Source organism: Caulobacter sp. GW822-FHT07D08 (genome assembly GCF_058798735.1).
In genome coordinates, this window is sequence record NZ_JBXAKU010000006.1 from 286,703 (window position 1) to 310,286 (window position 23,584).

Annotated in this window: 20 protein-coding genes; 10 read left to right on the forward strand and 10 right to left on the reverse strand. The window is 69.1% G+C overall.

Translation table 11 applies throughout. The features are described 5' to 3' along the window. Nucleotides 1-4 precede the first annotated feature (4 nt). A complete protein-coding gene (gene polA / locus AC1RJ9_RS14075; protein WP_492837517.1) occupies nucleotides 5-2,896 on the reverse strand; it encodes a DNA polymerase I in 2,892 nt (963 codons plus the stop codon). 126 nt (nucleotides 2,897-3,022) lie between these two features. Here polA and AC1RJ9_RS14080 point away from each other — a divergent pair, with 126 nt between their 5' ends. The 3 genes from AC1RJ9_RS14080 to rarD all read left to right on the forward strand — a co-directional run bounded on the left by AC1RJ9_RS14080 (nucleotide 3,023) and on the right by rarD (nucleotide 6,644). Further along, nucleotides 3,023-4,390, forward strand: a complete 1,368-nt coding sequence (locus tag AC1RJ9_RS14080) for a TonB family protein (protein ID WP_492837518.1) — start codon at nucleotides 3,023-3,025, stop codon at nucleotides 4,388-4,390. Between the two features lie 96 nt (nucleotides 4,391-4,486). Then, nucleotides 4,487-5,515: an aspartate-semialdehyde dehydrogenase gene (locus AC1RJ9_RS14085; protein WP_492837519.1), complete on the forward strand. Its 1,029-nt coding sequence runs from the start codon at nucleotides 4,487-4,489 to the stop codon at nucleotides 5,513-5,515. Between the two features lie 217 nt (nucleotides 5,516-5,732). Beyond that, nucleotides 5,733-6,644 carry an EamA family transporter RarD gene (gene rarD / locus AC1RJ9_RS14090; protein WP_492837520.1) on the forward strand — a complete coding sequence of 304 codons (912 nt, stop codon included), beginning with the start codon at nucleotides 5,733-5,735 and terminating at the stop codon, nucleotides 6,642-6,644. A 17-nt stretch (nucleotides 6,645-6,661) separates the two neighbouring features. Here rarD and AC1RJ9_RS14095 read toward each other — a convergent pair whose 3' ends face one another. From AC1RJ9_RS14095 to divL, 5 genes are all read right to left on the reverse strand, one after another. Beyond that, a complete protein-coding gene (locus tag AC1RJ9_RS14095; RefSeq protein WP_492837522.1) occupies nucleotides 6,662-7,456 on the reverse strand; it encodes a transporter in 795 nt (264 codons plus the stop codon). Nucleotides 7,457-7,610: 154 nt separating this feature from the next. Further along, nucleotides 7,611-8,738: a serine hydrolase domain-containing protein gene (locus AC1RJ9_RS14100; protein WP_492837523.1), complete on the reverse strand. Its 1,128-nt coding sequence runs from the start codon at nucleotides 8,736-8,738 to the stop codon at nucleotides 7,611-7,613. Nucleotide 8,739: 1 nt separating this feature from the next. Beyond that, the gene (locus AC1RJ9_RS14105; RefSeq protein ID WP_492837524.1) at nucleotides 8,740-9,591 is read right to left on the reverse strand and encodes a bifunctional hydroxymethylpyrimidine kinase/phosphomethylpyrimidine kinase; all 852 of its coding nucleotides are present in this window, start codon (nucleotides 9,589-9,591) and stop codon (nucleotides 8,740-8,742) included. Nucleotides 9,592-9,737: 146 nt separating this feature from the next. Further along, a complete protein-coding gene (gene ahcY, locus AC1RJ9_RS14110) occupies nucleotides 9,738-11,129 on the reverse strand; it encodes an adenosylhomocysteinase (protein WP_492837525.1) in 1,392 nt (463 codons plus the stop codon). 107 nt (nucleotides 11,130-11,236) lie between these two features. Next, the gene (divL, locus tag AC1RJ9_RS14115) at nucleotides 11,237-13,561 is read right to left on the reverse strand and encodes a cell cycle protein kinase DivL (RefSeq protein ID WP_492837527.1); all 2,325 of its coding nucleotides are present in this window, start codon (nucleotides 13,559-13,561) and stop codon (nucleotides 11,237-11,239) included. A 154-nt stretch (nucleotides 13,562-13,715) separates the two neighbouring features. On the opposite strand from divL, the gene AC1RJ9_RS14120 reads away from it, so the two are divergent. Next, a complete protein-coding gene (locus tag AC1RJ9_RS14120) occupies nucleotides 13,716-14,117 on the forward strand; it encodes a metallopeptidase family protein (protein WP_492837528.1) in 402 nt (133 codons plus the stop codon). Then, nucleotides 14,114-14,533 carry an SWIM zinc finger family protein gene (locus AC1RJ9_RS14125; protein ID WP_492837529.1) on the forward strand — a complete coding sequence of 140 codons (420 nt, stop codon included), beginning with the start codon at nucleotides 14,114-14,116 and terminating at the stop codon, nucleotides 14,531-14,533. Before AC1RJ9_RS14120 ends, AC1RJ9_RS14125 begins: the two co-directional genes overlap by 4 nt. Here AC1RJ9_RS14125 and AC1RJ9_RS14130 read toward each other — a convergent pair. Beyond that, entirely contained in the window at nucleotides 14,530-15,015 is a 486-nt protein-coding gene (locus AC1RJ9_RS14130) for a GFA family protein (protein ID WP_492837530.1), read from the reverse strand. The two genes, AC1RJ9_RS14125 and AC1RJ9_RS14130, sit on opposite strands and share 4 nt — an antisense overlap. Nucleotides 15,016-15,144: 129 nt before the next feature. On the opposite strand from AC1RJ9_RS14130, the gene AC1RJ9_RS14135 reads away from it, so the two are divergent. The 4 genes from AC1RJ9_RS14135 (at nucleotide 15,145) to mmcB (ending at nucleotide 18,250) form a co-directional block, all read left to right on the forward strand. Next, a complete protein-coding gene (locus AC1RJ9_RS14135; RefSeq protein ID WP_492837531.1) occupies nucleotides 15,145-15,768 on the forward strand; it encodes a class I SAM-dependent methyltransferase in 624 nt (207 codons plus the stop codon). Between the two features lie 174 nt (nucleotides 15,769-15,942). Beyond that, complete coding sequence (locus tag AC1RJ9_RS14140) at nucleotides 15,943-17,085, forward strand: ferritin-like domain-containing protein (protein ID WP_492837532.1); 1,143 nt, start codon at nucleotides 15,943-15,945, stop codon at nucleotides 17,083-17,085. A gap of 131 nt (nucleotides 17,086-17,216) precedes the next feature. After that, nucleotides 17,217-17,750: a lipocalin family protein gene (locus AC1RJ9_RS14145; RefSeq protein ID WP_492837533.1), complete on the forward strand. Its 534-nt coding sequence runs from the start codon at nucleotides 17,217-17,219 to the stop codon at nucleotides 17,748-17,750. Between the two features lie 44 nt (nucleotides 17,751-17,794). Beyond that, a complete protein-coding gene (gene mmcB / locus AC1RJ9_RS14150) occupies nucleotides 17,795-18,250 on the forward strand; it encodes a DNA repair putative endonuclease MmcB (RefSeq protein WP_492837534.1) in 456 nt (151 codons plus the stop codon). An 8-nt stretch (nucleotides 18,251-18,258) separates the two neighbouring features. On the opposite strand, the gene AC1RJ9_RS14155 is transcribed toward mmcB, so the two are convergent. Beyond that, the gene (locus AC1RJ9_RS14155) at nucleotides 18,259-18,588 is read right to left on the reverse strand and encodes a hypothetical protein (protein ID WP_492837535.1); all 330 of its coding nucleotides are present in this window, start codon (nucleotides 18,586-18,588) and stop codon (nucleotides 18,259-18,261) included. Nucleotides 18,589-18,636: 48 nt separating this feature from the next. After that, complete coding sequence (gene recQ / locus AC1RJ9_RS14160) at nucleotides 18,637-20,478, reverse strand: DNA helicase RecQ (protein ID WP_492837536.1); 1,842 nt, start codon at nucleotides 20,476-20,478, stop codon at nucleotides 18,637-18,639. A gap of 245 nt (nucleotides 20,479-20,723) precedes the next feature. Between recQ and AC1RJ9_RS14165 the strand changes: the two genes are divergently transcribed. Further along, a complete protein-coding gene (locus tag AC1RJ9_RS14165; protein WP_492837537.1) occupies nucleotides 20,724-22,685 on the forward strand; it encodes a transglycosylase domain-containing protein in 1,962 nt (653 codons plus the stop codon). Nucleotides 22,686-22,809: 124 nt separating this feature from the next. Here AC1RJ9_RS14165 and AC1RJ9_RS14170 read toward each other — a convergent pair whose 3' ends face one another. Next, nucleotides 22,810-23,544, reverse strand: a complete 735-nt coding sequence (locus AC1RJ9_RS14170) for a YgjP family zinc-dependent metalloprotease (RefSeq protein ID WP_492837538.1) — start codon at nucleotides 23,542-23,544, stop codon at nucleotides 22,810-22,812. Between the last annotated feature and the right edge of the window lie 40 nt (nucleotides 23,545-23,584).

Here is a 23,584-nt window from a genome sequence, read left to right on the forward strand (position 1 = left end):
TTGGTCAGTGGGCCTCATCCCAGTTGAGCGCGGCGCGGGCCTCGACGGTGAGCGGCACGGACAGCGCCACGGGGGGCTGGGCGGCCTTTTCCATGACCTCGCTGATCACCGCGCAGGCGCGCTCGGCCTCGCTTTCCGGCGCTTCGAAGACCAGTTCATCGTGCACCTGCAGCAGCATCCGCGCCTCGAGACCGGCCGCCTCGAGGGCGGCGGGCATGCGGATCATGGCCCGGCGCATGACGTCGGCGGCCGCGCCCTGGATCGGGGCGTTGATCGCCGCGCGCTCGGCGAACTGCCGCTGGCCCACCGACTTGGACTGGATCTCCGGGATGTTGATCTTGCGGCCGAAGACGGTCGAGACGTAACCGTGCTCGCGCACGAAGGCCTTGGTCGCGTCCATATAGGCCTGGATGCCCGGGAAGCGCTCGAAATAGGTCTTGATGTAGGCCCCGGCCTCGCCTTGCGAGATGCCCAGCTGGTTGGCCAGGCCAAAGGCGCTGATGCCGTAGACGATGCCGAAATTGATGGCCTTGGCCCGGCGGCGGATCATCGGGTCCATGCCCTCGATCGGCGTGTCGAACATTTCCGAGGCCGTCATGGCGTGGATGTCCAGGCCCTGCTGGAACGCCTTCTTCAGCTGCGGGATGTCGCCGATATGGGCCAGCAGGCGCAACTCGATCTGGCTGTAGTCGGCGCTGATCAGCACCTTGCCCGGCGGGGCGATGAAGGCCTTGCGGATCTTGCGGCCTTCCTCGGTGCGGACCGGGATGTTCTGCAGGTTCGGGTCGGACGAGGACAGGCGGCCCGTCGTCGTCGCGGCCAGGGCGTAGGAGGTGTGGACCCGGCCCGTGGACTCGGCGATCGCGGCGACCAGGTTCTCGGTATAGGTGCCTTTCAGCTTGGACAGCTGGCGCCAGTCCAGCAGGACGCGCGGCAGCTCGTGCTCCAAAGCCAGGCTTTCCAGCACGTCGCTGTCGGTCGACCACTGGCCGGTGGCGGTCTTCTTGCCGCCCTTCATGCTCATCTCGCCGAACAGCACGTCGCCGATCTGCTTGGGGCTGCCCAGGTTGAAGGGGCGGCCGACGATCTCCTGGGCGCGCGCCTCGAACTTGGCCATGCGCAGCGAGAACTCGTTGGAGAGCAGGCGCAGCGCCTCGGGATCGACCTTGACCCCGTTGTTCTCCATCATCGCCAGCACCGCCGGCAGCGGCCGTTCCAGCGTCTCGTAGACGGTCGCCAGGCCCTCGCGCGCCAGGCGCGGCTTCAGCGTCTGCCACAGGCGCAGGGTGACGTCGGCGTCCTCGGCGGCATAGGCCGTCGCCTCGTTCAGCCCCACATGCTTGAAGCTGATCTGGGCCTTGCCCGTCCCGGCCACCTGCTTGAACGGGATCGGCTTGTAACCAAGGTGCAGCTCCGACAGTTCATCCATGCCGTGGCCGTGCAGGCCCGCCTCCAGCACGTAGGAGATCAGCATGGTGTCGTCGATCGGCGCGACCTGGATCCCGTACCGAGCCAGGACGGCGATGTCGTACTTGGCGTTCTGCGCCACCTTCAGCACCGCCGGATCCTCCAGCAGCGGCTTCAGAGTGGCGATGACCTCTTCCAGCGGAATCTGCACCAGGTCGGCGGCGGCTTCCAGCGCCAGGCCGTCCTTCTCGCAGTGACCGACCGGGATGTAGCAGGCCTCGCCGGCGTTGATGGCCAGCGACACGCCGCACAGACCGGCCGTGGCCGACGACAGGGCGTCGGTCTCGGTGTCGAAGGCCACCACGCCCTTAGCCGTGGCCTTGGCGACCCAGGCCTTCAGGGTGTCGAGATCCTGGATGCGGACATAGGCCGCATGGTCGATGCTGACCGGCTCGGCCACCGCGCTGGCGGCGGCGCGGGCGGCAGCGCCCATGTAGGAGACCGTGCTGACCGGCGCCTTGGGCTGGGCCGGAGCCCGCTCGAGCGTGCCCGGCGTGGCGGCGGCCGAGCCGTCGCCGACCCGGCGAGCCAGGGTGCGGAACTCCATCTGTTCGAGGAAGGCCGCCAGGACCTCCTTGTCCGGCTCGCGCACGGTCAGCTCGTCCAGCGGCTGGGGCAGCGGCGTGTCGCAGTCCAGCTTGACCAGGGCCCGCGACAGGCGGATCTGGTCGGCGAATTCGATCAGGGTCTCGCGGCGCTTGGGCTGCTTGATCTCGCCCGCCCGGGCCAGCAGCGTGTCGAGGTCGCCATATTCGGTGATCAGCTGAGCAGCGGTCTTGATCCCGATCCCCGGCGCGCCCGGCACGTTGTCGACGCTGTCGCCGCACAGGGCCTGCACGTCGACGACCTTGTCCGGATAGACGCCGAATTTCTCGAACACTTGCTCGCGCTCGATCCGCACGCCCTTCATCGGGTCGAACATCGAGACGCCGTCGCCGACCAGCTGCATCAGGTCCTTGTCGGACGAGACGATCACCGCCTCGCCGCCGATCTCGCGGGCCTTGCAGGCATAGGCGGCGATCAGGTCGTCGGCCTCGTAGCCTGGCAGCTCGATGGCCGGCACGCCGAACGCCAGGGTGGCCTCGCGCACCAGCGGGAACTGCGGGATCAGGTCTTCCGGCGGCGGCGGACGGTGGGCCTTGTACTGATCGTACAGGCTGTTGCGGAACGTCTTTTCCGAGTGGTCCCAGATCACCGCCAGGTGGGTGGGCGTGTCGCCCTGCATGTCGCGCATCAGCTTCCACAGCATGTTGCAGAAGCCCTGGACGGCGCCCACCGGCAGGCCGTCGCTCTTGCGCGTCAGCGGCGGCAGGGCGTGATAGGCCCGGAACAGATAGGCCGAGCCGTCCACGAGAAAGAGCCGGACGGCGGGGCCGTCCTGAGTCAGGTCGGAAACGTTCGGAAGCGGGGGCGCGGCGGCGTCGGTCATGGCCGGCAACATAGGGGGCGGAAGGTGCGTCGGGAACCCTCTGGCGGCGCGCAAATGGATCGCCTAAGCTCCACCTAAGGTCGAGCCACGAAGGGGTCGTGCGCTGGCTGGTTCCTGGGGTTTCCCGTGCTGTCGCGCACCTTCCTGCTGGTCCTGCTCACGGCCGGCCGCTCCACCGCCGCCCTTTCCACGGTCGCCTTGGCCACGGTCGCCTTGGCCCAGACCGAAGACGACGCCCCGCCCTCGGGCTGGCGGCCAAACTTCGTCACCCACGTGCCCGAGGCCAGGATGAAGGCCGCCTTCCCAAAGGGCGCGACCGTCACCGGCAAGGCCGTGCTGGGCTGCGTCGCCGACAAGGGCGGCCGCTTGGCCGACTGCAAGGTGCTGCGCGAGGATCCCGTCGGACAGGGCTTCGGCGAAGCCGCCCTGTCGGTGGTCGGCTACGAGCGGATCGCGACCAAGGACGCCCAGGGCGCCTCGGTCGAGGGCCGCCCGGTCCGCACCAGCTTCGAGTTCCTGGCCCCCGGCGACGCCAATCCGGGCTGGATCCGCAAGCCGAACGGCGCCGAGATCGCCAATGTCTTCCCCAAGAAGGCGCTGGACAGGCGCGTCGGCGGCAAGGCCGTGATCCGCTGCAAGGCCACGGTCGAGGGCTTCCTCGAAGCCTGCCGGGTCCTCTCGGAATCGCCCGAAGGCATGGACTTCGGCGGCGCCGGCCTGCAGCTGGCTCCGCAGTTTCGGATGTCGCCCAAGATCCGGGGCGGCCGCGCCGTGCCGGGCGGCGACGTCAGCATCCCGATCACCTGGGAGGAGCCCCCCGGCGGGGCGCCGATCAACAGCACCTCCATCGTGCTGGACCCGCCCTGGAGCCGCGCGCCCACCCTGGCCGAGCTCGACGCCGCGTGGCCCAAGGCCGCGGCCGGCGAGCCGTTCGGCCAGGCCGCCCTGCGCTGCGTCCTCATGAAGACCGGCCAGTTGCGCAGCTGCGACGTGATCTCCGAAAACCCGCGCGGCAAGGGTTTCGGCAAGGCGGCCCAGGACCTCTCGAAGCTGTTCCTGGTCAATATCGGCCCGGCCGACGCCAAGTCCTTCAAGGACTACAAAATCGATCTGCCCTTCCGCTTCCGCGATCCGGCCGCGCCGGAGGCCCGCAAGCTGACCAAGCCGCGCTGGATCCGCACCCTGTCGGCCGAGGGCATGGCGGAGGTCTATCCGCAGGCGGCCGCGAAGGCGGGGGTCAAGTCCGGCCTCGGCGCGGCGACCTGCACGGTCACCGCCACGGGCGAACTGACCGGCTGCAAGCCCGCGCGCGAAAACCCGGCCGACCTTGGCTTCGGCGCGGCCGCGGTCGAGGCGGTCAAGCTCATGCGCATGAACCCCTGGACGCGGGAAGGCGACACCGTCGACGGCCTGACCATCACCATCCCGGTGCAGTTCACCCTGGACGTGAAGGCCCAGGACGAGCCCGCCGCTCCAGCTGGCAAGCCGGGCTGATCGCCCCGCCAACTTTCCTCGCCTTGCGCGCCTGGACCATGAAGCGTAACGAACCACGCTCCGCGCGGTACGCGGGCACAGTTTCAGGAGAGCGCGATGGGTTACCGGGTCGCCGTGGTCGGCGCCACGGGCAATGTGGGCCGCGAGATGTTCAACATCCTCGAGGAAGTCAAATTCCCCGTGGACAAGATGCACGCCATCGCCAGCCGCAAATCCATCGGCGTGGAAGTCTCGTTCGGCAACCAGATCCTGCACTGCGAGGACCTGGAGAAGTTCGACTTCTCGACGGTCGACATCGTGCTGATGAGCGCCGGCGGCGCCATCTCCAAGGCCTGGGGCGAGAAGATCGGCGCGGCCGGTCCGATCGTCATCGACAACTCGAGCCACTTCCGGATGGATCCGGACGTGCCGCTGGTGGTGCCGGAAGTGAACCCGAACGCCGTCGACAAGCTGCCGAAGAACATCATCGCCAACCCCAACTGCTCGACCGCGCAGCTGGTGGTGGTGCTGGCCCCCCTGCACGCCGAAGCCAAGATCAAGCGCGTCGTCGTCTCGACCTACCAGTCGGTGTCGGGCGCGGGCAAGGAAGGCATGGACGAGCTGTGGGAGCAGACCAAGGGCGTGTTCGTCCTGGGCGCTCCACCGCCCAAGAAGTTCACCAAGCAGATCGCCTTCAACGTCATTCCGCACATCGACGTCTTCATGGAGGACGGCTACACCAAGGAAGAGTGGAAGATGATGATGGAGACCAAGAAGATCTTGGATCCGTCGATCAAGCTGACCGCCACCTGCGTGCGCGTGCCCGTCATGGTCGGCCACGCCGAAGCCGTGAACATCGAGTTCGAGACCCCGCTGGACGAGGACGATGTCCGCGAGATCCTGCGCGACGCCGAAGGCGTGGAAGTCATCGATAAGCGCGAGGACGGCGGCTACATGACGCCGAAGGAAAGCGCCGGCGAGTTCCCGGTCTATGTCTCGCGCATCCGCACCGACCCGACGGTCGAGAACGGCATCGCCCTGTGGTGCGTCGCCGACAATCTGCGCAAGGGCGCGGCGCTGAACGCCGTGCAGATCGCCCAGCTCCTGCACGACAAGGGCCTGATCAGGCAGAAGACTCCGGCCTAGGGTTCTTTAAAATCCGATTTCCCCGGCGAAGGCCGGGGCCCAGATGGAAGAGCGCGGGGCTGACGCTATCGGCTCCGCGCGCTTCCCATCAGCCCAAGCGCCTTGAGATCTGGGTCCCGGCCTTCGCCGGGAAGATCGGATTTTGGAAAGCCCAGCAAGATGCGGGCGGACGGCGAACTTGCCGGCTGAGACAAACGCCGCCGAAAGGTTTGGTCCCATGCCGTCCAGTTCAGCGAGTTCCTCGGCCGAAAGTCGCTCCGCCTATGTCGCCGGCGTCGGCTGTTACGTGCTCTGGGGCTTCCTGCCCCTCTACTTCCACCTGCTGTCGAACCTGGGCGCCACCTCCTGGGAGATGATCGCCCACCGGACGCTGTGGTCGGTGCTGTGGGCTGGCGGCCTGGTGCTGATCGCCCGGCAGGGCGGCCAGGTGGCCCAGGTGCTGCGCCAGCCGCGCACGCTGGGCATGCTGGCGCTGTCGACGGCGGCGATCTTCAGCAACTGGACGATCTACGTCTTCGCCGTGAACGCCGGCCACGTGATCGAGGCCAGCCTCGGCTACTACATCAACCCGCTGATGAACATGGCCGCCGGGGCCCTGCTGTTCCGCGAGCGCATGACCACCGAAGGCAAGGTCGCCATCGGCTTCGCGGCCATTGGCGTCGCCATCCAGACCATCGCCCTGGGCCATCTGCCGATCGTCTCGCTGGGCCTGGCCGCCACCTTCTGCGCCTACGCCATCCTGCGCAAACAGGTGAAGGCCGACGCTCAGACGGGCCTGTTCATCGAGTGCGCCTATCTGGCCCTGCCGGGGCTGGCCTATGTGCTGCACCTGCAATCGACGGGACAGGGCCATTTCGGCCACGGCGGCGCCGTCACGGGCCTGCTGGCCCTGGCCGGTCCGGCCACGGTCATCCCCCTGGCCCTGTTCGCCTGGTCGGCCCGCCGCCTGCCGCTCAGCGCCGTGGGCTTCCTGCAGTTCATCGCCCCCACGCTCCAGTTCCTGCTGGGCGTGGCGTTCGGCGAGGCCTTCACGCCGCTGCGGGCGTTGTCGTTCGTGTTCATCTGGCTGGGCGTGGCGACCTTCGCCTACGGAGCCTGGAAGAGGACCAGGGTCCTGGCGCCGGCCTGAAGACCGGGCCATGGGTCCTAAAAGCGGTGCGCCAGGCCGACCACCAGCTCAAGGTCCGGCGTCTGGCGGTTGAGGCCGACATAGGCCGAGGCGTCCAGTTGGACGTCGTGCAGGGCCTTGGGCGTCCAGGCGGCGGTGAGGTCAAAACTGGCCTGGGTGACATGGCCCGACGGGTCGTCGTCGCGATCGACCCACAGCTCCGCGCCCAGGTTCACCGGGCCGACAGCGCGGCCGACGCCGCCGGCCAGGGCGTAGCCGGCGTGGCGACCAGACCCGCTGGCGTTCTCGCGCGCCTCGACCTGGGGCGACAGGCTCAGCGACCAGTCGGCGTTGAGCGGGATCGAGAGCGGGACGATCACCCCGCCCCGCCACAGATCGCCGCCGACGCCGTTGGCCCCGGTCGGGGCGGTGACATAGGGCTGGATCGCCGCCGAAAGGCCGTCGCCGCCGGGGTTCTTCAGCGACCACCGCAGGCCAAGGCCCAGGTCGCCCGCGCCCGAGACGGTCGAGACGACGCCGTGGTCGTTGGTCCTCACCCGCTCGTGGGCGGTCCAGGTCAGCTGGCCTTCGACGGTCGAGGTCAGGCCCAGCCGCAGCTCCAGCCCGCCGTAGGAAACATCGTCGACCGAGACCCCGCCGCCCCGGCTGAAGGCGGCGTCAACCCCGCCCAGCTCGGCCTGAAAGCGCCCCTTGTCCAGCACGCACGGCGGCGAGCCCTTGCCGGGCCGGTCCGCGCAGAAGTCGCGATCCTCGGCGTGGGCCGCGCCGGCCAGAACGAGCAACAGGGTTGCGACAGCAAGAGCGCGCGTCATTCGACGTCTCCCGACTCGATGGCTATTCCAAAATCCGATTTCCCCGGTGAAGGCCGGGGCCCAGATCATAGGGCTCTAAGGCGCCAAGATAGTCTGAAAGCCACGGCTGAACCTGGACCCCGGCTTTCGCCGGGGAGATCGGGATGAGGGGGACCTAAAGCGAAGCGTAAGCCGCCTCGATCAGGCGCACGGCGCGCGGATCGCCGATCAGGGCGGCGCCCTGTTTGTTCATCACATAGGCCCCCGACACGCCGCGCGTCGGATCGGCGAAGGCGCACGAGCCGCCCCAGCCCGAGTGGCCAAAGGCCTCGGGCGTCGGGCCGTAGAACATGTTGGGTTCGTTGCGCATGAAGCCCGCGCCCCAGCTGATCACGAAGGGCAGCACCAGGTCCTGGCCGATGATGCGCTGGGCGCTGGCGGCCTTGATCCCGGCCGGGGTGATGATCGAGCGGCCGCCCAGGGTCCCGTCGGTGGCCAGGGCGCCCATCAGGCGGGCCAGGGCCTCGGCCGTGGCGTGACCGTTGGCCGAGGGGATCTCGACCCGCCGCCACTCGGCCGCGCCGCGTCCGCCGGGCGAGGACCAGGGCTTGAGGAAGGCGGCGGTCACGGCGGCGTTGATCTCGCCGAACTTGGGCAGGGCCGTCGGACGCATCAGGTCGGCGACGCGGCCGTGCTCGCTGTCGGGCAGGCCAATCCAGAGATCCAGGCCCAGCGGGGCGCAGATGTCCTCGCGCAGGGCCGTCCCCATCGTCCGGCCGTCGACCCGGCGGAAGATCTCGCCGGCGATGTAGCCGTAGGTGACCGGGTGATAGCCGCTGGCCGAGCCGATCGGGAACAGCGGAGCCATGGCGGCCAGCTTGGCGCAGGTGGCGTCCCAGTCGAACCACAGGGCCGGGTCGGTCTCGTCGGGGAACCCCGACAGGCCGGCCTGGTGCGACAGGGCCTGCTCGACCGTGACCGCGCCCTTGCCGGCTTGCGCGAACTCCGGCCAGACGTCGGCGACGGGCTGGTCGTAGGCCAGGCGCCCCTCGTCCACCAGGCGCGCGACCATCAGGGCCGCCACGGCCTTGGTGGTCGAGAACAGGGCCGTCAGGGTGTCGGGACCGAAGGCGACCTCGCGCTTGCGGTCGGCGAAGCCGCCCATCAGGTCGACGACGATCTCGCCATCGACGGCGAACGAAAAGCGCGCGCCGAGCTCGCCCCCATCGACGAAGTTGGCTTCGAACGCCTCGCGCACGCGGGCGAAACGGTCGGGGCAGAGGCCGGTGATGTCGCCAGTCATCTTACGCCAGCCGCTCGATGCGGACCGTCGGCGAGGTCTGCTTGATCCGCGCGCCCATGGCCACGATCGGCAGCTCCGGGGCGTTCCAGATATTGGCTGCGGTGACCGTCTCGGCCACCCCGCCCACGGCGCGGGCCAGGCCGTACGAGAAGGTCTGCCCCTCCAGGATCGAGGCGGCGTAGAGGGCGGTCAGCAGGTCGCCGGTGCCGTTGGGCGAGCGCTCGGCCTTGGCGTGAGCGGCCAGCCAGGCCTCCTTCTTGTCGGCCAGCACGGCGCCGATCTCGGCCCCGCGATGCACGGACGAAACCAGCGTGATCTTGCCCAGCAGCCGGGCGGCGCGCATGGCGCTCTGCGGATCGCGGGCGTCCGTGCCGGTCAGCTTCTGCAGCTCCCAGCTGTTGCAGGCCACGACGTCGGCGCGCGGGATCAGGTCGGCGATGATGGCGTCGGCGGTCTCGGCCGGGATGTAGAGGCCCTTGCCGGCGTCGCCCATGGTCGGATCGACGATGACGGTGGGCCGCCGCGTGGCCGCGCCGTTCGGGCGGGGCGACTCGCGCACGGCGTCGATGACCCGCGCGGCGGCCCGCACCTGGGCGGCGGTGGCGAAATAGCCGGTGATGACCAGGTCGACGAGGCCGAACAGCCCGTTGGCCTCGATGCCGTCCATCATGCCCTCGAACACCTCGATCGGCACCGGCGCCCCGCCGGGGATGCCCCAGCCGGGATGGCGGCCATACAGCACGGTCGGCACGACCATTGAGTCGATACGGAACTGCGCCAGGGCGGTGGCTTGCGCCGTCGCGCCCACCTGGCTGCCGGCGACGTGGCTGGAGATGATCAAGGCTAACGGCATGGCAAAGCGATTAGCCGAGCAATGCGGACTTGAATAGGGCGTCCCGACCTGTGGCCGAAAAAGAAAAGGCCCACCGTCGCCGGCGGGCCTTTCCTCTTGGTTTCAAACGATTTCCGCAGCGGAAACTGTTGCCGCGGATGTCGCTATTAGTAGCGATAGTGGTCCGGCTTGAACGGACCCTTTTCCGGCACGCCGATGTAGTCGGCCTGATCCTTGCGCAGGGTCGAGAGCTTGGCGCCCAGCTTTTCCAGGTGGAGGAAGGCGACCTTCTCGTCCAGGTGCTTGGGCAGGGTGTAGACTTGGTTCTCGTACTTGGCCTTGTTGGTCCACAGTTCGATCTGGGCCAGGGTCTGGTTGGTGAACGAGGCCGACATCACGAACGAGGGGTGGCCCGTGGCGTTGCCCAGGTTCACCAGGCGGCCTTCCGACAGGACGATGATCTTCTTGCCGTCCGGGAATTCCACGTGGTGGACCTGCGGCTTGATCTCGTCCCACTTGAAGTTGCGCAGGCCGGCGATCTGAATTTCCGAGTCGAAGTGACCGATGTTGCAGACGATGGCGTTGTTCTTCATCCGGCGCATGTCGTCGACCGTGATGACGTCCTTGTTGCCCGTCGCCGTGACGAAGATGTCGGCCTTGTCGGCGACGTCCTGCAGGGTCTGGACTTCGTAGCCTTCCATCGCCGCCTGCAGGGCGCAGATCGGGTCGATTTCGGTGACGATCACGCGGGCGCCGCCTTGGCGCAGCGAGGCGGCCGAGCCCTTGCCCACGTCGCCGTAGCCGCAGACCACCGCGACCTTGCCCGACAGCATGACGTCGGTGCCGCGACGGATGGCGTCGACCAGCGATTCACGGCAGCCGTACAGGTTGTCGAACTTCGACTTGGTGACGCTGTCGTTGACGTTGATGGCCGGGAACGGCAGGTCGCCCTTGGCGGCCATCTGGTACAGGCGGTGCACGCCCGTGGTGGTTTCTTCCGACACGCCGCCGATGGCCGCGCGGATGGCCGAGTAGAAGCCCGGCTTTTCGGCCAGATACTTCTTCATCACGGCGTAGAGGGCTTCTTCTTCCTCGTTCTGCGGGTTGTTCAGGATCGACGGATCCTTCTCGGCCTTCGGGCCCAGCACGCAGAGCAGGGTGGCGTCGCCGCCGTCGTCGAGGATCAGGTTCGGGTAGCCGCCGTCGTGCCACTCGAAGATCTTGTGGGCGTATTCCCAGTACTCGACCAGGTTCTCACCCTTGAAGGCGAACACCGGCACGCCCGAGGCGGCGATGGCGGCCGCGGCGTGGTCCTGGGTCGAGAAGATGTTGCACGAAGCCCAACGGACCTCGGCGCCCAGGGCCGTCAGCGTCTCGATCAGCACGGCGGTCTGGATGGTCATGTGCAGGCTGCCGGCGATGCGGGCGCCCTTCAGGACCTGGGCCGGGCCGTACTCGGCGCGCGTGGCCATCAGGCCCGGCATCTCGGTCTCGGCGATGGCGATTTCCTTGCGGCCGAAATCGGCGAGCGAGATGTCCTTGACGATATAGTCGGCCACGGTCGGGCTCCTGCGGTCGGATGGGATCTTGAGCGGCTTATAGCGCGCCCGACCCTTCCTAGCAATTAACGCATAAAGATATCTTTATGTCCGGCGGGGCGCGCCGTTCAGAAGCTCAGTTCGGGCTGCATCGCGCCAGGCTGCTGGGTCTCGGGCAGGTGGCAGGTGAAGGTCGAGCCGGCGCCCGGCTCGCTCTCCAGCGCCACCCAGCCGCCATGCAGCTCGACCAGCGCCTTGACCAGGGCCAGACCCAAGCCAGGCCCGCCGCGATCCCGGCCGACGAAGCGGTCGAAGATATGGGCCTGGACGTGGAACGGCACGCCCCGGCCGGTGTCGGAGACGTCGAGGCGCACCTCGCCCAGCGCGCGGCGGGCCGACAGGGTGACGCGGCCGCCCGGCGGGGTCTGGCGCAGGGCGTTCTCGACCAGGTGGTCCAGGGTCTGGGCCAGGCGCTTGCCGTCGCCGCGGATCAGCCCGACTTCCTCGTCGCACTCGACCGCCAGGGTCACCGCGCCCAGCTGGGCGTCCTTCAGGGCGTGTTCCTGGGCGTTGAGCAGCAGGTCGGAGACGCGGATGTCCCCGATCTCCAGCGCCATCTCGCCAGCGTCGATCTGGGCCATGTCCAGCACGTCGTCGATCGAGCGGGCCAGCTGGGTGGCGGCGGCGCGGACGGCGGCCACGTGGTTGCGGCCGCGCTCCGAGATGCCGTCGGCGCGTTCCAGGAGCTCGGAATAGCCGATGATCGTCGTCAGCGGGGTGCGCAGCTCGTAGCTGACATTGCCGACGAAATCGCGCTTCAGGCGCTCGGCCTCGGCCAGGGCGGCGGACCGGTCGGCCAGCGCGCTCTGCAGGTCGCGGGTGTCGGTGACGTCGGCGAAGGCGATCAGGGTCGCGCCGTCCGGCAGCGGCCGGCTCTGATAGACGACGATGCGGTCGTCAGAAGTGCGGACCTCGCCCGAGGTCGGGGCGCGCATCTGCGGATCGGGATCGGCCACCCGCCCCTTCAGTTCACGCCAGAAGGCCAGGTCGTGCAGGCGCGGCACGCACAGCTCGACCACGCCCTCGAAGTCGCCAGCCGCCTCCAGGGCGAAGGCGCTGACGTTCCAGAAGGTCTCGAAGGCCTCGTTGTGCAGGCGCAGGCGCCCGTCGGAGCCGAACACCGCGACGGCGTCGTTCAGCTTGTCCAGCGTGGCCTGCTGCACCTGGATCAGGGCGTTGTACTGGGCCTTCAGGCGCAGCTCGCCGGTGATGTCGGAATAGATCAGCAGCATGCCGCCCAGCGGATGGGGCTGGCGCACCACCTTCAGCGTCCGCCCGTCGGGCAGGTGCCACAGGTCGTCGGCCTGGGGTCCCACGTCCTCGTAGCGGGCCAGTTCGGCGGCCTTCCAGACGGCGTAGTCGATGGTCTCGGGCAGGCGACGGCGCTGGCGCAGGCGATCCAGGATCTCGCCATGGGTCGGACGGTCGGCCAGCCAGGCCGGCTCCAGGCCCCACAGTTCGGCGAAGGCGGTATTGTGGAACGACAGCCGCCGCGTGGCGCTGAAGATCGCCACGGCCTCGGCGATGTGGTTCAGGGTCTCGTCGTGGGCCTCGACGTGCTTCTTGAAGGCGTCGCGGACATCCTCGATCTCGGTGACGTCGGCGCAGAACACCCCGACCCCGCCGCCTTCAAGGGGCTGGGCCGACAGGCGGAACGCGCGGCGGCGGCCTTCCAGGTTGATCCAGCGCACGGCCTCGCGGCGGCCTTCTCCGTTGGCGCTTTTCTCGACGGCCTCGACGACCAGGGCGTCGGCGGCGCGGTCGAAGCTCTTGCCAGCCAGGGCGGCCGCGGAGGCGGAGCTGGCCCCGACGGCGCGGACGAAGGCGGCGTTGCCCCAGACGGCCTGGCCGTCGGCCCCGGCGATCCAGGCCGGCTCGGCCACGCTGTCGACGAAGGCGGCGAAGCGGGACGCCGACGGCAGGCCGGAATCGCCGCCGCTGCCGGCCATCAGGCGCAGCCAGGCCAGCGCCCCGACAGCGCGCCCCTCGACCGAGACCCAGCCCGTCGCCCCGCGCGCTTCGAACACGCAGGCTTCGCCGCGCTCGAACAGCGCCGTCAGCTTGTGGGCATGGTCGGGATCGGCCCCGCCCAGGGCGGCGATCACCGCGTCGACGCGGGGCTCCACGCCCAGCACCTGGGCGCAGGCCGAAAGACCCTCGGCTCCAGCGGCCAGATCGGCGCGGCCGCCCTCGACGGCGATCACCGCGGTGTCGAAGGCTTCGACCCAGGCGGGCGCGTCCGGGGCGTCGCCGCCTTGCAGGCCAAGGCGGGCCTTCAGCGCGGCGATGCGGGCCTCATAGCCGCGGCGCTGCCCCAGCGACCACAGGGTGACGCAGATGGCGAGACAAACCGCGCCGGCCACGGCCGCGAGGATCAGGTCGTACGAAGTCATCAGGCGCGTCGCTTACCCCAGCGGGTCGTCGAATCAGAATCCCAGATTAGTCGGGCCATGACCAGAGCGCGATCAAGGTCGGGTGTGGCGGTCGGTCGCGATTTCATCGCGACACCCGGTGGCTTAACGCTCCAATCGCTCTATTTGGAGACCCATGACCTGGTCCGACCGCCTCGCCCCGTCGCTCGACGACTTCGCCGCCCTGGCCCGGCTGGCCTTCGACGCCCTGCCCGACGAATTCCGCAAGCTGACCGGCGACGTGGTCATCCGGGTCGACGACTTCGCGGCCGAGGAGGTCCTGGACGGCCTGAACATCGAGGACGCCTTCGAGCTGACCGGCCTCTATCAGGGCGTCGACCTGGGCCGCCGCTCGGTGCTGGACTACGGGACCGAGCCGTCACGGGTGTTTCTCTACCGCCGGCCGATCCTGGACGAGTGGGCCGAGCGCGGCGACGTCAGCCTCGGCGACCTGATCGCCCACGTGCTGGTCCACGAGATCGGCCACCATTTCGGCCTGTCGGACGACGACATCCACCGCATCGAGGACGAGGCATGAGCCCCAATCCCAGCCAGTTCTTCGACACCGACACATGGCGTGAGCGCATGGACGAGCGCTGGTTCGACACCGGCGCGGCCATGGCCGAGGCCGGCGCCGTCGACCTGGTGGCGATCGAGGACGAGAAGGTCACCGCCCACGTCACCGGCAGCGTCGGCGATCTCTATGTCGTGCAGCTGTGGGCTCCGGCCGGCGAAGGCCTCTGCACCTGCCCAGGCTTCGAGAAGTTCGGGGCCTGCAAGCATCAGGCGGCGGTGGTCACCGCCGCCAACGCCGCCGACCTGGCCAAGGTCCGCGAGCGCATGGCGAAACTGCGCGACGGCCTGGCCCTCGACAGCAAGGACGCCCTGATCGAACGCCTCGCCGAACTGGCCCGCGTGCAGCCGGCCGTGCTGGCGGCGCTGGAAGGGCGCTAGAGGAAGTCGTCGATCGGCGGCGTGCGCTTCTTCTTCGGCTTCGGTCGCTCCCACATGACGCCCGGATAGCCCTTCAGCGGGACCAGCTTGCCGCCGCCATAGGCCCAGTCCGGCGCCTGGTCGAGCGACGTGTGGTAGCGCGGCTCGCGGCCGGTGCGGGTCTCGAACAGGGCGCGTGGCAGGTTGATCATGATCGGGGCGCGCTTGCGCTCCATGAAGATCGGCGTCCCGCAGCGACTGCAGAAGCCCCGGGTCGTTCCCTCGTGCTCGTGGCGGGTGACGAGGTCCTCGCCCTCCAGCCAGCGGAAGCGGCTGCGGTAGCTGGCCGTGTAGGTGACATAGGCGCAGCCCTGGGCGCGGCGGCTGGCGGCCGAGTGGTCGTGGAACGCCCACCGCGCCGGCACGCCGATGGCGACACGCACCGCGCCACACGCGCAGGCGCCCTCGGCTTCCTCGGCGGGCGGTTTGAGGGGCCTGGGCATGGGGCGAACTCCGAAGCGACTGGTCGTTTCCAAATAAAGCCCATTGCCGCCGGATCTGACAGGAGTCGGCGCTTGACCGCGCCCGCCCCGCGCCGTTCTGCTGCCGAGCCAAAAAAGGGGGAAAACACCATGGCGACGCTGTACGAGCGCTACATCCTGCCGAAGCTGCTGTGCTGCGCCTGCGGCGCGCCGGCGTTTCGCGAGCAGCGGACCAGGATCGTGCCCCAGGCCCGGGGTCAGGTGCTGGAGCTCGGCGTCGGCGGCGGCTTGAATCTCGCCTTTTACGACCCGGCCACGGTGACCCGCGTCACCGGCGTCGACCCCTCCGCCGAGCTGCGCGCCCTCGCCCAGGCCGCCGCGCGCCCCGAAGGCCTGGCGGTCGAGATCGTCGCCGGCGAGGGCGAGAGCCTGCCGTTCGCCGACGCTCGTTTCGACACCGTGCTGTGCACCTTCACCCTCTGCTCGGTCCGCTCGCCCGCCGCCGTCTTGTCCGAGGCCCGGCGGGTGCTGCGGCCGGGCGGCCGCTTCCTGTTCTGCGAGCATGGCCTCACGCCCGACGCCGGCGCGGCGCGCTGGCAGCGACGCATCGAACCGCTGTGGAAGCGCCTGGCGGGCGGCTGCCACCTGACGCGGCCGGTCTCGGCGACGGTCCAGGCGGCCGGCTTCCGCCTGGACGAGAACCACCGCTTCTATCTCGACAAGACGCCGCGTCCGCTGGGCTGGTGCGAGCGGGGCGCCGCGAGCGTCGCCTAGAGGCCGGCCACATCCCATCCCAGCCCAGCCCAGCCACGCCAGCGAACCTGACGCCTCCGTCATTTTTTGTTTGACCCGTCCGCTCAACTGAGTTGACAGTGTTCAGATGGGCCGAGATCCGCGCAAGACGGACCCTGCCCGCTGGACATCGCACGGCCGATAGGGAGCGCCGACATGACCGACCCAATCTCTAAAGACCGGAATATCACCAAGGACGCCATGTACGACGCGGTCGCGCCGGACGATTTCGAGTCGATGCTCGAACTCGACCGCTACGGCAATCGTTCCAGCGCCTTCGACAAGATTATCTCGGCGACCCACGACCACTTCTGGGATCCGCTGGACAAGACCTATATCGACTTCGACGAGCCGTTCGACATGGAGAACCAGGCCCTGGTTCCCGAGGACATGGTCATCGCCCTGTCGACCGACTACGTCTCCAATCACCTGTCCGACCCGAAGACGCGCATCCGCTTCATCAACCAGTCGGTGCTGCGCAGTTTCTCGTCGATCCTGCACGGCGAGCAGGGCGCGCTGAACCTGTCGGCCAGCCTGTGCCACGTGCTGAAGGACCAGGGCGCGCAGGAATACGCCGCCAACCAGACGCGCGAAGAGGCCCGCCACGTCACGGCCTTCGCCAAATATATCAAGGCCCGCTGGGGCAAGCCGGTCGAATGCGGCCCGGCCCTGAAGACCCTGCTGGTCGAGATCATTGGCGCGCCCGAGGTCTACAAGAAGATCATCGGCATGCAGATGCTGGTCGAAGGTCTGGCCATGGGCGCCTTCGCCACCTTCTACAACAATATCAACGATCCCGTGGGCAAGCGCCTGCTGCAGCTGGTGATGACCGACGAGGCCTTCCACCACAAGTTCGGGAAGATCTGGGCCGACCGCACCGTGCCCAAGCTGAGCCCCGAGGAACACGCCATCATCGAGGACTGGGCGGCGCACTGCTTCCAGACCCTGCTGTTCAACCTCGTCTCGCCGCACCAGCAGCTGGACCTCTATGCCGAATTCGGCCTGGATCCCGACAAGGTGGTCGAGGAGTACGGGAAGATCATGACCGACGACGTGCGTCGGGAGAACATGAAGGAGCAGACCAACATCTTCCGGGTGCTGGTCAAGACGCTGCTCAACGCCGGCATCATCACCGACCGCACCAAGGCCTTCTACGCCATGTATGTCGACATCGACGAACTGAAGGGCGAGGGCGACCGGATGGTTGGCGACGACATCGCCGAGGAAGGCATCCGCCACCTGCAGGCCATCAACTTCAAGGATCGTCCAGTCGGCGCCGTCAGCATCGCCGCCGAGTAGTCGCGCCCCGGCGCCAGAGCTTAGCCGCCCCGTCGGAACCCCGACGGGGCGGTCGTCGTTTTTGGACCGCGCTATCATCCGGCGGCCGCGGGCCGTCGTATCTGGTCACGCGTTCACGCCCCGGAGTCTTCATGCGCATCGCCCTGCTCGCCCTGCCGCTCGTTCTGTCGCTGAGCGCCTGTGTCGCTGGCCCGGTCGGCAATGCGCATCCGCCCCAGCCGGCCAAGGCCGTCGAGCTCGATCGCTACCTGGGCAAGTGGTACGAGGTCGCGCGCTACGACATGCGCTTCGAGAAGGGCTGCGAAGGCGTCACCGCCGAATATTCCAAGCGCCCCGACGGCCTGATCCGCGTGCTCAACACCTGCCGCAAGGGCGCCGTGGACGGCCCGGTGAAGGTCGCCGAGGGCAAGGCCAAGGTCGTCGATACGGCGACCAACGCCAAGCTGAAGGTCAGCTTCTTCGGCCCGTTCTTCGGCGACTACTGGGTCATGGACCACGCCGACGACTACAGCTGGTCGATCGTCGGCGAGGGCTCGGGACGCTATCTGTGGCTCTTGTCGCGCGAGCCGCCGACCGACGCCGACCGCGCGGCGCTGACCGCGCGGGCCAAGGCGCTTGGCTATGACGTGGGCATGCTGCGGCCGACGAAGCAGCCAGCGCCTTAGCTCCCCTCTTGATCCGCGAACAAAGCTGGAACACTATTCCGGCGATGGACGTGATCATCCAGCTTCAGAGCCGGCCCGAGACCACCCTGAACGTGACGCGCGGCGCCGCGCGGCTGCTGGTGGATCTGGGCTATGCGCCGCTCGCTGAAGTCACCCTGCCCAATGGACGACGCGCCGACCTGATGGCGCTGGGTCCCAAGGGCGACGTGCTGATCGTCGAGGTGAAGTCGGGGCTGGAGGACTTCCGGGTCGACCGGAAGTGGGGCGAGTACGCGCCCTATTGCGACGCGTTCTATTTCGCCGTCGCGCCGCATTTCCCGGAGGGCGTCCTGCCGGACGAGCCGGGGCTGGTCGTCGCCGACGGCTTCGGCGGCGCGGTCGTGCGCGAGGCCCCGCTCACGCCCCTGGCGCCAGCGCGTCGCAAGGCCCTGACGCTGGCGTTCGCCCGCCTCGCGGCCTTGCGGGCCGCGGGCGTGAACGCCGAGCGCCTGAGTCTCTAAAGGTCTGGCTAGTCCAGGTTCCGCGCGATCAGGAAACCCACGCCCAGGCCGATGGCGAACGCGCCGAAGGCCACGCCGATCGGGTGTTCCTCGGCGGTGTGATGAACCACCTGGGCCTTGTCGCGGGTCCAGGCCGCGCCGACCTTGGCCTTTTGCTCGGCGAAGGTGCGGGTCTGCTGGGCCACTTCGGTGGCGGTCTCGCGGGCCGACTTGACGGCCTTGGTCACCGCTTCCTTGGCGCGCTTGGTCTTTTCGGCGGTCGTCTTCCTGGCCTCGTCAACGGCCGCAGCGGCGGCGGACGAGGCGTCGTTCGGGGTAAAGCTGCTGACGTCGGTCATGGGGGGAGGCTCCTCGGCTTGACGGGGAGCTAACGCGCGGGGAGCCGTCTAGTTCTCCCGCACGACTTTCAAAACCGCCTCGCCGTAACGATCCAGCTTGCCCTGGCCGACGCCGCCGGACTTGCCGAGCGCCGCCAGGGTGGCCGGACGCGCGGCGGCGATCTCGGCCAGGGTGGCGTCGTGGAAGATGACGTAGGGCGGCACGTGCTGCGCCTGCGCCTGCTCCTTGCGCCACGCGCGCAGGGCCTCGAACAGGACCTGGTTCTCGGTCGGGATGGTCAGGGCCTTGCCCTCGCGGCGCTTGCGGGCGCCCGTCGAGCGGCCGGTCTCCGGCGCCTCGGCCATCTGGCGCAGGGCGACGCGGCGCTCGCCGCGATAGACCTGGCGCACGCCCTCGACGTCGCCCAGGCCGATCAACGGCCGGCCGTCATTGGGATCCTCGCGCAGCAGGCCCTCGAAGATCAGGGTGTCGAACAGGTCGCGCCACACCGGCTGGCTGAACTCTCGGCCGATGCCGAAGGTCGGCAGCTGGGCCTCCTGCGGCGTGACGTCCTTGGTCTTGCCCAGCAGGTGTTCGATCAAGCGACCGCGCCCGAAGCGGCCGCCCATGCGATGGACGGCCGACAGCGCCTTCTGGGCGGCCTCGGTGGCGTCGATGCCGGTCGGCGGCGAGACGCAGACGTCGCAGACCCCGCAGCGGGCCACGCCCTCCTCGCCAAAATAGCGGCGGACGGCGGCGGCGCGGCAGGTGACGCCCTCCAGCATGGAATAGAACTGGCGCAGCTTGCGGCCTTGCGCCTGCTTGACCTCGTCGGGGGCGTCCTTGGTCTCGATCCGGCGACCGGCCCAGGCCATGTCGGCCGAGCCGTAGAGCGTGATGCCCTCGGCCGGCTGGCCGTCGCGGCCGGCGCGGCCGACCTCCTGCCAGTAGGCCTCGATGGCGGCCGGCGGGTCGGCGTGGATCACGAAGCGGACATCGGGCTTGTCGACGCCCATGCCGAACGCGATCGTCGCCACCATCACCGCGGCGTCGGCCTCCAGGAAGTCCTCCAGCCGCTTGGCGCGGACGGCCTTGTCGAGGCCGGCGTGATAGGCCAGGGCCGGAACGCCCTCGGCGTTGAGCTTCTCGGCCAGCTTCTCGGTGGAGTCGCGGCTGCCGGCATAGACGACGCCGGCCCGGCCAGGACGTTCCAGCACCAGTTCGACCACCCGGTCATGGCCCTTGCCGCGCTTGCGCTCGGCGGAGAGGGCCAGCTCGGGCCGGGCGAAGCTGTCGACGAACTCGGCCGCGCCCTGCAGGCGCAGTTCGGCGCGGATGTCGTCACGGGTCCGGGCGTCGGCGGTGGCGGTGACGGCCAGGCGAGGCACGTTGGGGAACAGCTCGGCCAGCCGCCCCATCATCCGGTATTCGGGCCGGAAGTCGTGACCCCACTGACTGACGCAGTGGGCCTCGTCGACGGCGACCAGGGCCAGCGGCGTGCGCGAGAGGCGATCCAGCATCCACGGCTGCATCAGGCCCTCGGGCGACAGGTACAGCAGGTCGACCTCGCCGGCGTCGATGCGCCGCCAGATGTCCGAGCGCTCGTCCATCGAGACGTTGCTGTCCAGCCGCTCGGCCGCCACGCCCGCCTGGCGCAGGCCTTGGACCTGGTCGGCCATCAGGGCGATCAGCGGCGAGATCACCAGACCCAGCCCGGGCCGGATCAGCGACGGGATCTGATAGCACAGGCTCTTGCCGCCGCCGGTCGGCAGCACGGCCATGGCGCTGCGCCCGGCCAGGATCTCGTTGATCACCCCCGCCTGCATGCCTCGGAAATCGGCGTGGCCGAAGGTGCGCCGCAGGACGTCGCGGGCGTGGTCGAGTTCTGGGGATTCGGGAGGTACATACACGGGCGCTCTTTTGGCAGCGTCCGGCCCCCAGGCCAAGTGTTGGGGACCCCAGGACGTCATGATCACCGCACCTCTCGCTTACTCAATTCCAGGTGGCATATCGCCATGATCGGCCGAGCGCCACAAGAGCGCCTCGGGTCGCATTTACCTCTCGTCAATCTTGTCGCGCGTTCTGTGGGCTTCGGCTAAACGGAACACGCGCGAGCGTGAGCCTCCTCGCGGCCGCATCTTGGAACAGGACGACCATGGCGAACGGACCCTTCGGCGGGAACAAGGCGGCCAGGCCGCAGCGCACCCCGCTCCAGGCCCTCGTCTATTGGGGCACGGTCCTGGGCGTCTGGGGCCTGATCTTCATCGTCGCCTTCTTCGCGGTGTTCGCCAGCGATCTGCCGGACACGTCCAAGCTCTACGACGTCAAGCGCCAGCCCTCGATCAACTATCTGGACCGCTCGGGCGCCCTGCTGGCGGTGCGCGGCAGCCAGTACGCGCCGCCGGTCGATATCGACGCCCTGCCGGAATACGTGCCGGCCGCCTTCGTGGCGATCGAAGACCGGCAGTTCTACCACCACTTCGGCTTCAACCCCTGGGGCATCATGCGATCGGTGGCGTGGAACGCCACCCATGACGGTCCGCAGCGCGGCGGCTCGACCATCACCCAGCAGCTGGCCCGCAACCTGTTCCTGAGCCCGGCCCAGAACTATCGCCGCAAGGCCCAGGAGCTGATCCTGGCCGTCTGGCTGGAGATGAAGTTCAGCAAGAAGCAGATCCTGGCCCTCTACATGAACCGGGTCTATTTCGGCGCGGGCGCCTACGGCATCGAGGCCGCCTCGCAGCGCTACTTCAACAAGCCCGCCAAGGACCTGACCATCGGCGAGTCCGCGCTGCTGGCCGGGATGATGAAGGGGCCTGCCCGCTATTCGCCGGTCTCGGCCAAGGAGCGCGCCGCCCGCCGCGCCACCATCGTCCTGGACGAGATGGTGCGCATCAAGGCCATCACGCCCGAGCAGCGCGATGAGGCCTTCAAGGAGCCGGTGCGGGTCTCGGCCACCCTGGCCAACCAGCGCGCCCAGTACTTCACCGACTATATCGACGCCCAGGTCCGCTCGCTGGTCGGCGAGCCGACCGAGGACCTGGTCGTCGAGACCACGCTGGACCTGCCGATCCAGGTCTCGGCCGAGCGCGCCGTGAAGCTGGGCGTCGATGGCCACGGGGCCCAGGGCGTGCAGCAGGCGGCGCTGGTCGCCATCGACGGCGAAGGCCGTATTCGCGCCTATGTCGGCGGCGCCGACTATGCCGACAGCCAGTTCGACCGCGCCACCACCGCCCGCCGCCAAGCCGGTTCGGCCTTCAAGCCGTTCGTCTATCTGACCGCCATGGAGCAGGGCCGCACGCCCGCCGTCATGGTCGTCGACGAGCCCGTCAAGATCGGCAACTGGGAACCGAGGAACTACACCAACAAGTATCTGGGCCCGATCACCCTGCAGACGGCCCTGGCCCAGTCGATCAACACGGTCGCCGCGCGGCTGGCCAACGAGGTCGGCACCAGCAATGTCGCCGCCACCGCCCGTCGTCTCGGCATCACGAGCAAGATCCAGCTGGACCCGTCGATGGCCCTGGGCGCGGTCGAGGTCTCGCCGATGGAGATGGCCCAGGCCTACGCCCCGTTCTCGAACGGCGGCTTCATGGCCAAGGGCTACGGCATCGAGCGCATCCGCACCGCCAGCGGCAAGGTGCTGTACGACCACAGCGTCGATCGCCAGGCCCGCTCGGCCGTGATCGGCTCGCCGGCCCTGCAGTACATGAACCAGATGATGCGCCAGGTCGTGGCCTCGGGCACCGGCACGCGCGCCAAGGTCGCCGGCTACGACATCGCCGGCAAGACCGGCACGACCAGCGACTACAAGGACGCCTGGTTCGTCGGCTACACGGGCGGCTTCGTCACCGCCGTCTGGACCGGCAAGGACGACAACACCCCGATGAAGCGGGTCACCGGCGGCGGCGCCCCGGCCGAGATCTGGCGCACCTTCATGTCGGCCGCCCTGCCCCGCCTGAAGGCCACCCCGATCCCGGGCGGCATGGTCGAGCCTCCGCCGGTCGAGAACACCGACCCGATCGGCGATCTGATGAACACCACCCCGGGTCCGGAAGGCCCGGCGGCGGAGACGCCCTCCGGCGCGACCCCGCCAGCGGACCAGCTGCCCTACTAGGTCGGCGAAGCCCCCTCCGACCGCTTCGCGGCCACCTCCCCCATAAAGGGGGAGGAGATTCAGGATCCTGCTCCCCCTTTATGGGGGAGCTGTCGGCAACGCCGACTGAGGGGGCAGCGCCGCCCTAGGCCCCGATCGCGTGCAGCTCCGCCGCGTGGGCCCGTAGCCACGCGCGGTGGGGCGCGGGATCGCCGGCCAGTTGCTCGCACAGCGCCCAGAAGCGCGGCCCGTGGTTGGCCTCGATCAGGTGGGCGCACTCGTGGGCGGCGACGTAGTCGGCCACCACCGCCGGGGCCAGGATCAGGCGCCAGCTGTAGCGAATCGCCGCCGGAGCCCGGGATGTCGCCGGCCGGCAGGAGCCCCAGCGCGCCTTGGGATCGGCCACCGCCACCGACGGCATCGGCCGGCCCAGGGCCGCGGCATGGACGGCGGTGCGCTCGGTCAGCACGGCCAGCGCCTCGCGCCTGGCCAGGCGGATGACCTTCAGCCCCCAGTTGGCGTCGTCGGGCGCGACGATGCGGGGTCCATCGCCATGGGCGTCGTCAAGGCGGGCCCGCCCCGGACCGACCTCGAGGCGATAGGCCTTGTCGTTGAGCCGCAGGATCCCGCCGGGCGCGAGGTTCATCCGCTCGGGCAGGGCCGCCAGCTGCTTGGCGATCCAGCCGGACTTCTCCTGGGCGAAGGCCACGGCCTCGTTGAGGCGCTTGGGATTGGGGGCCAGGGCGACGATCTCGGACCGGGCCCGGTCGACGCGCAGCGAAATCCGCCGCGCCCGGCCGTCCACCCGCAGGCGAACCGGCCAGCCGCCGATCTCCAGTCGATCACCGTCGGAAAAACGTTGGGCCTTGAGCGCGAACATCCGCCCTTAGATCGCGTGACCAGGGCCGCGCCGCAAGATG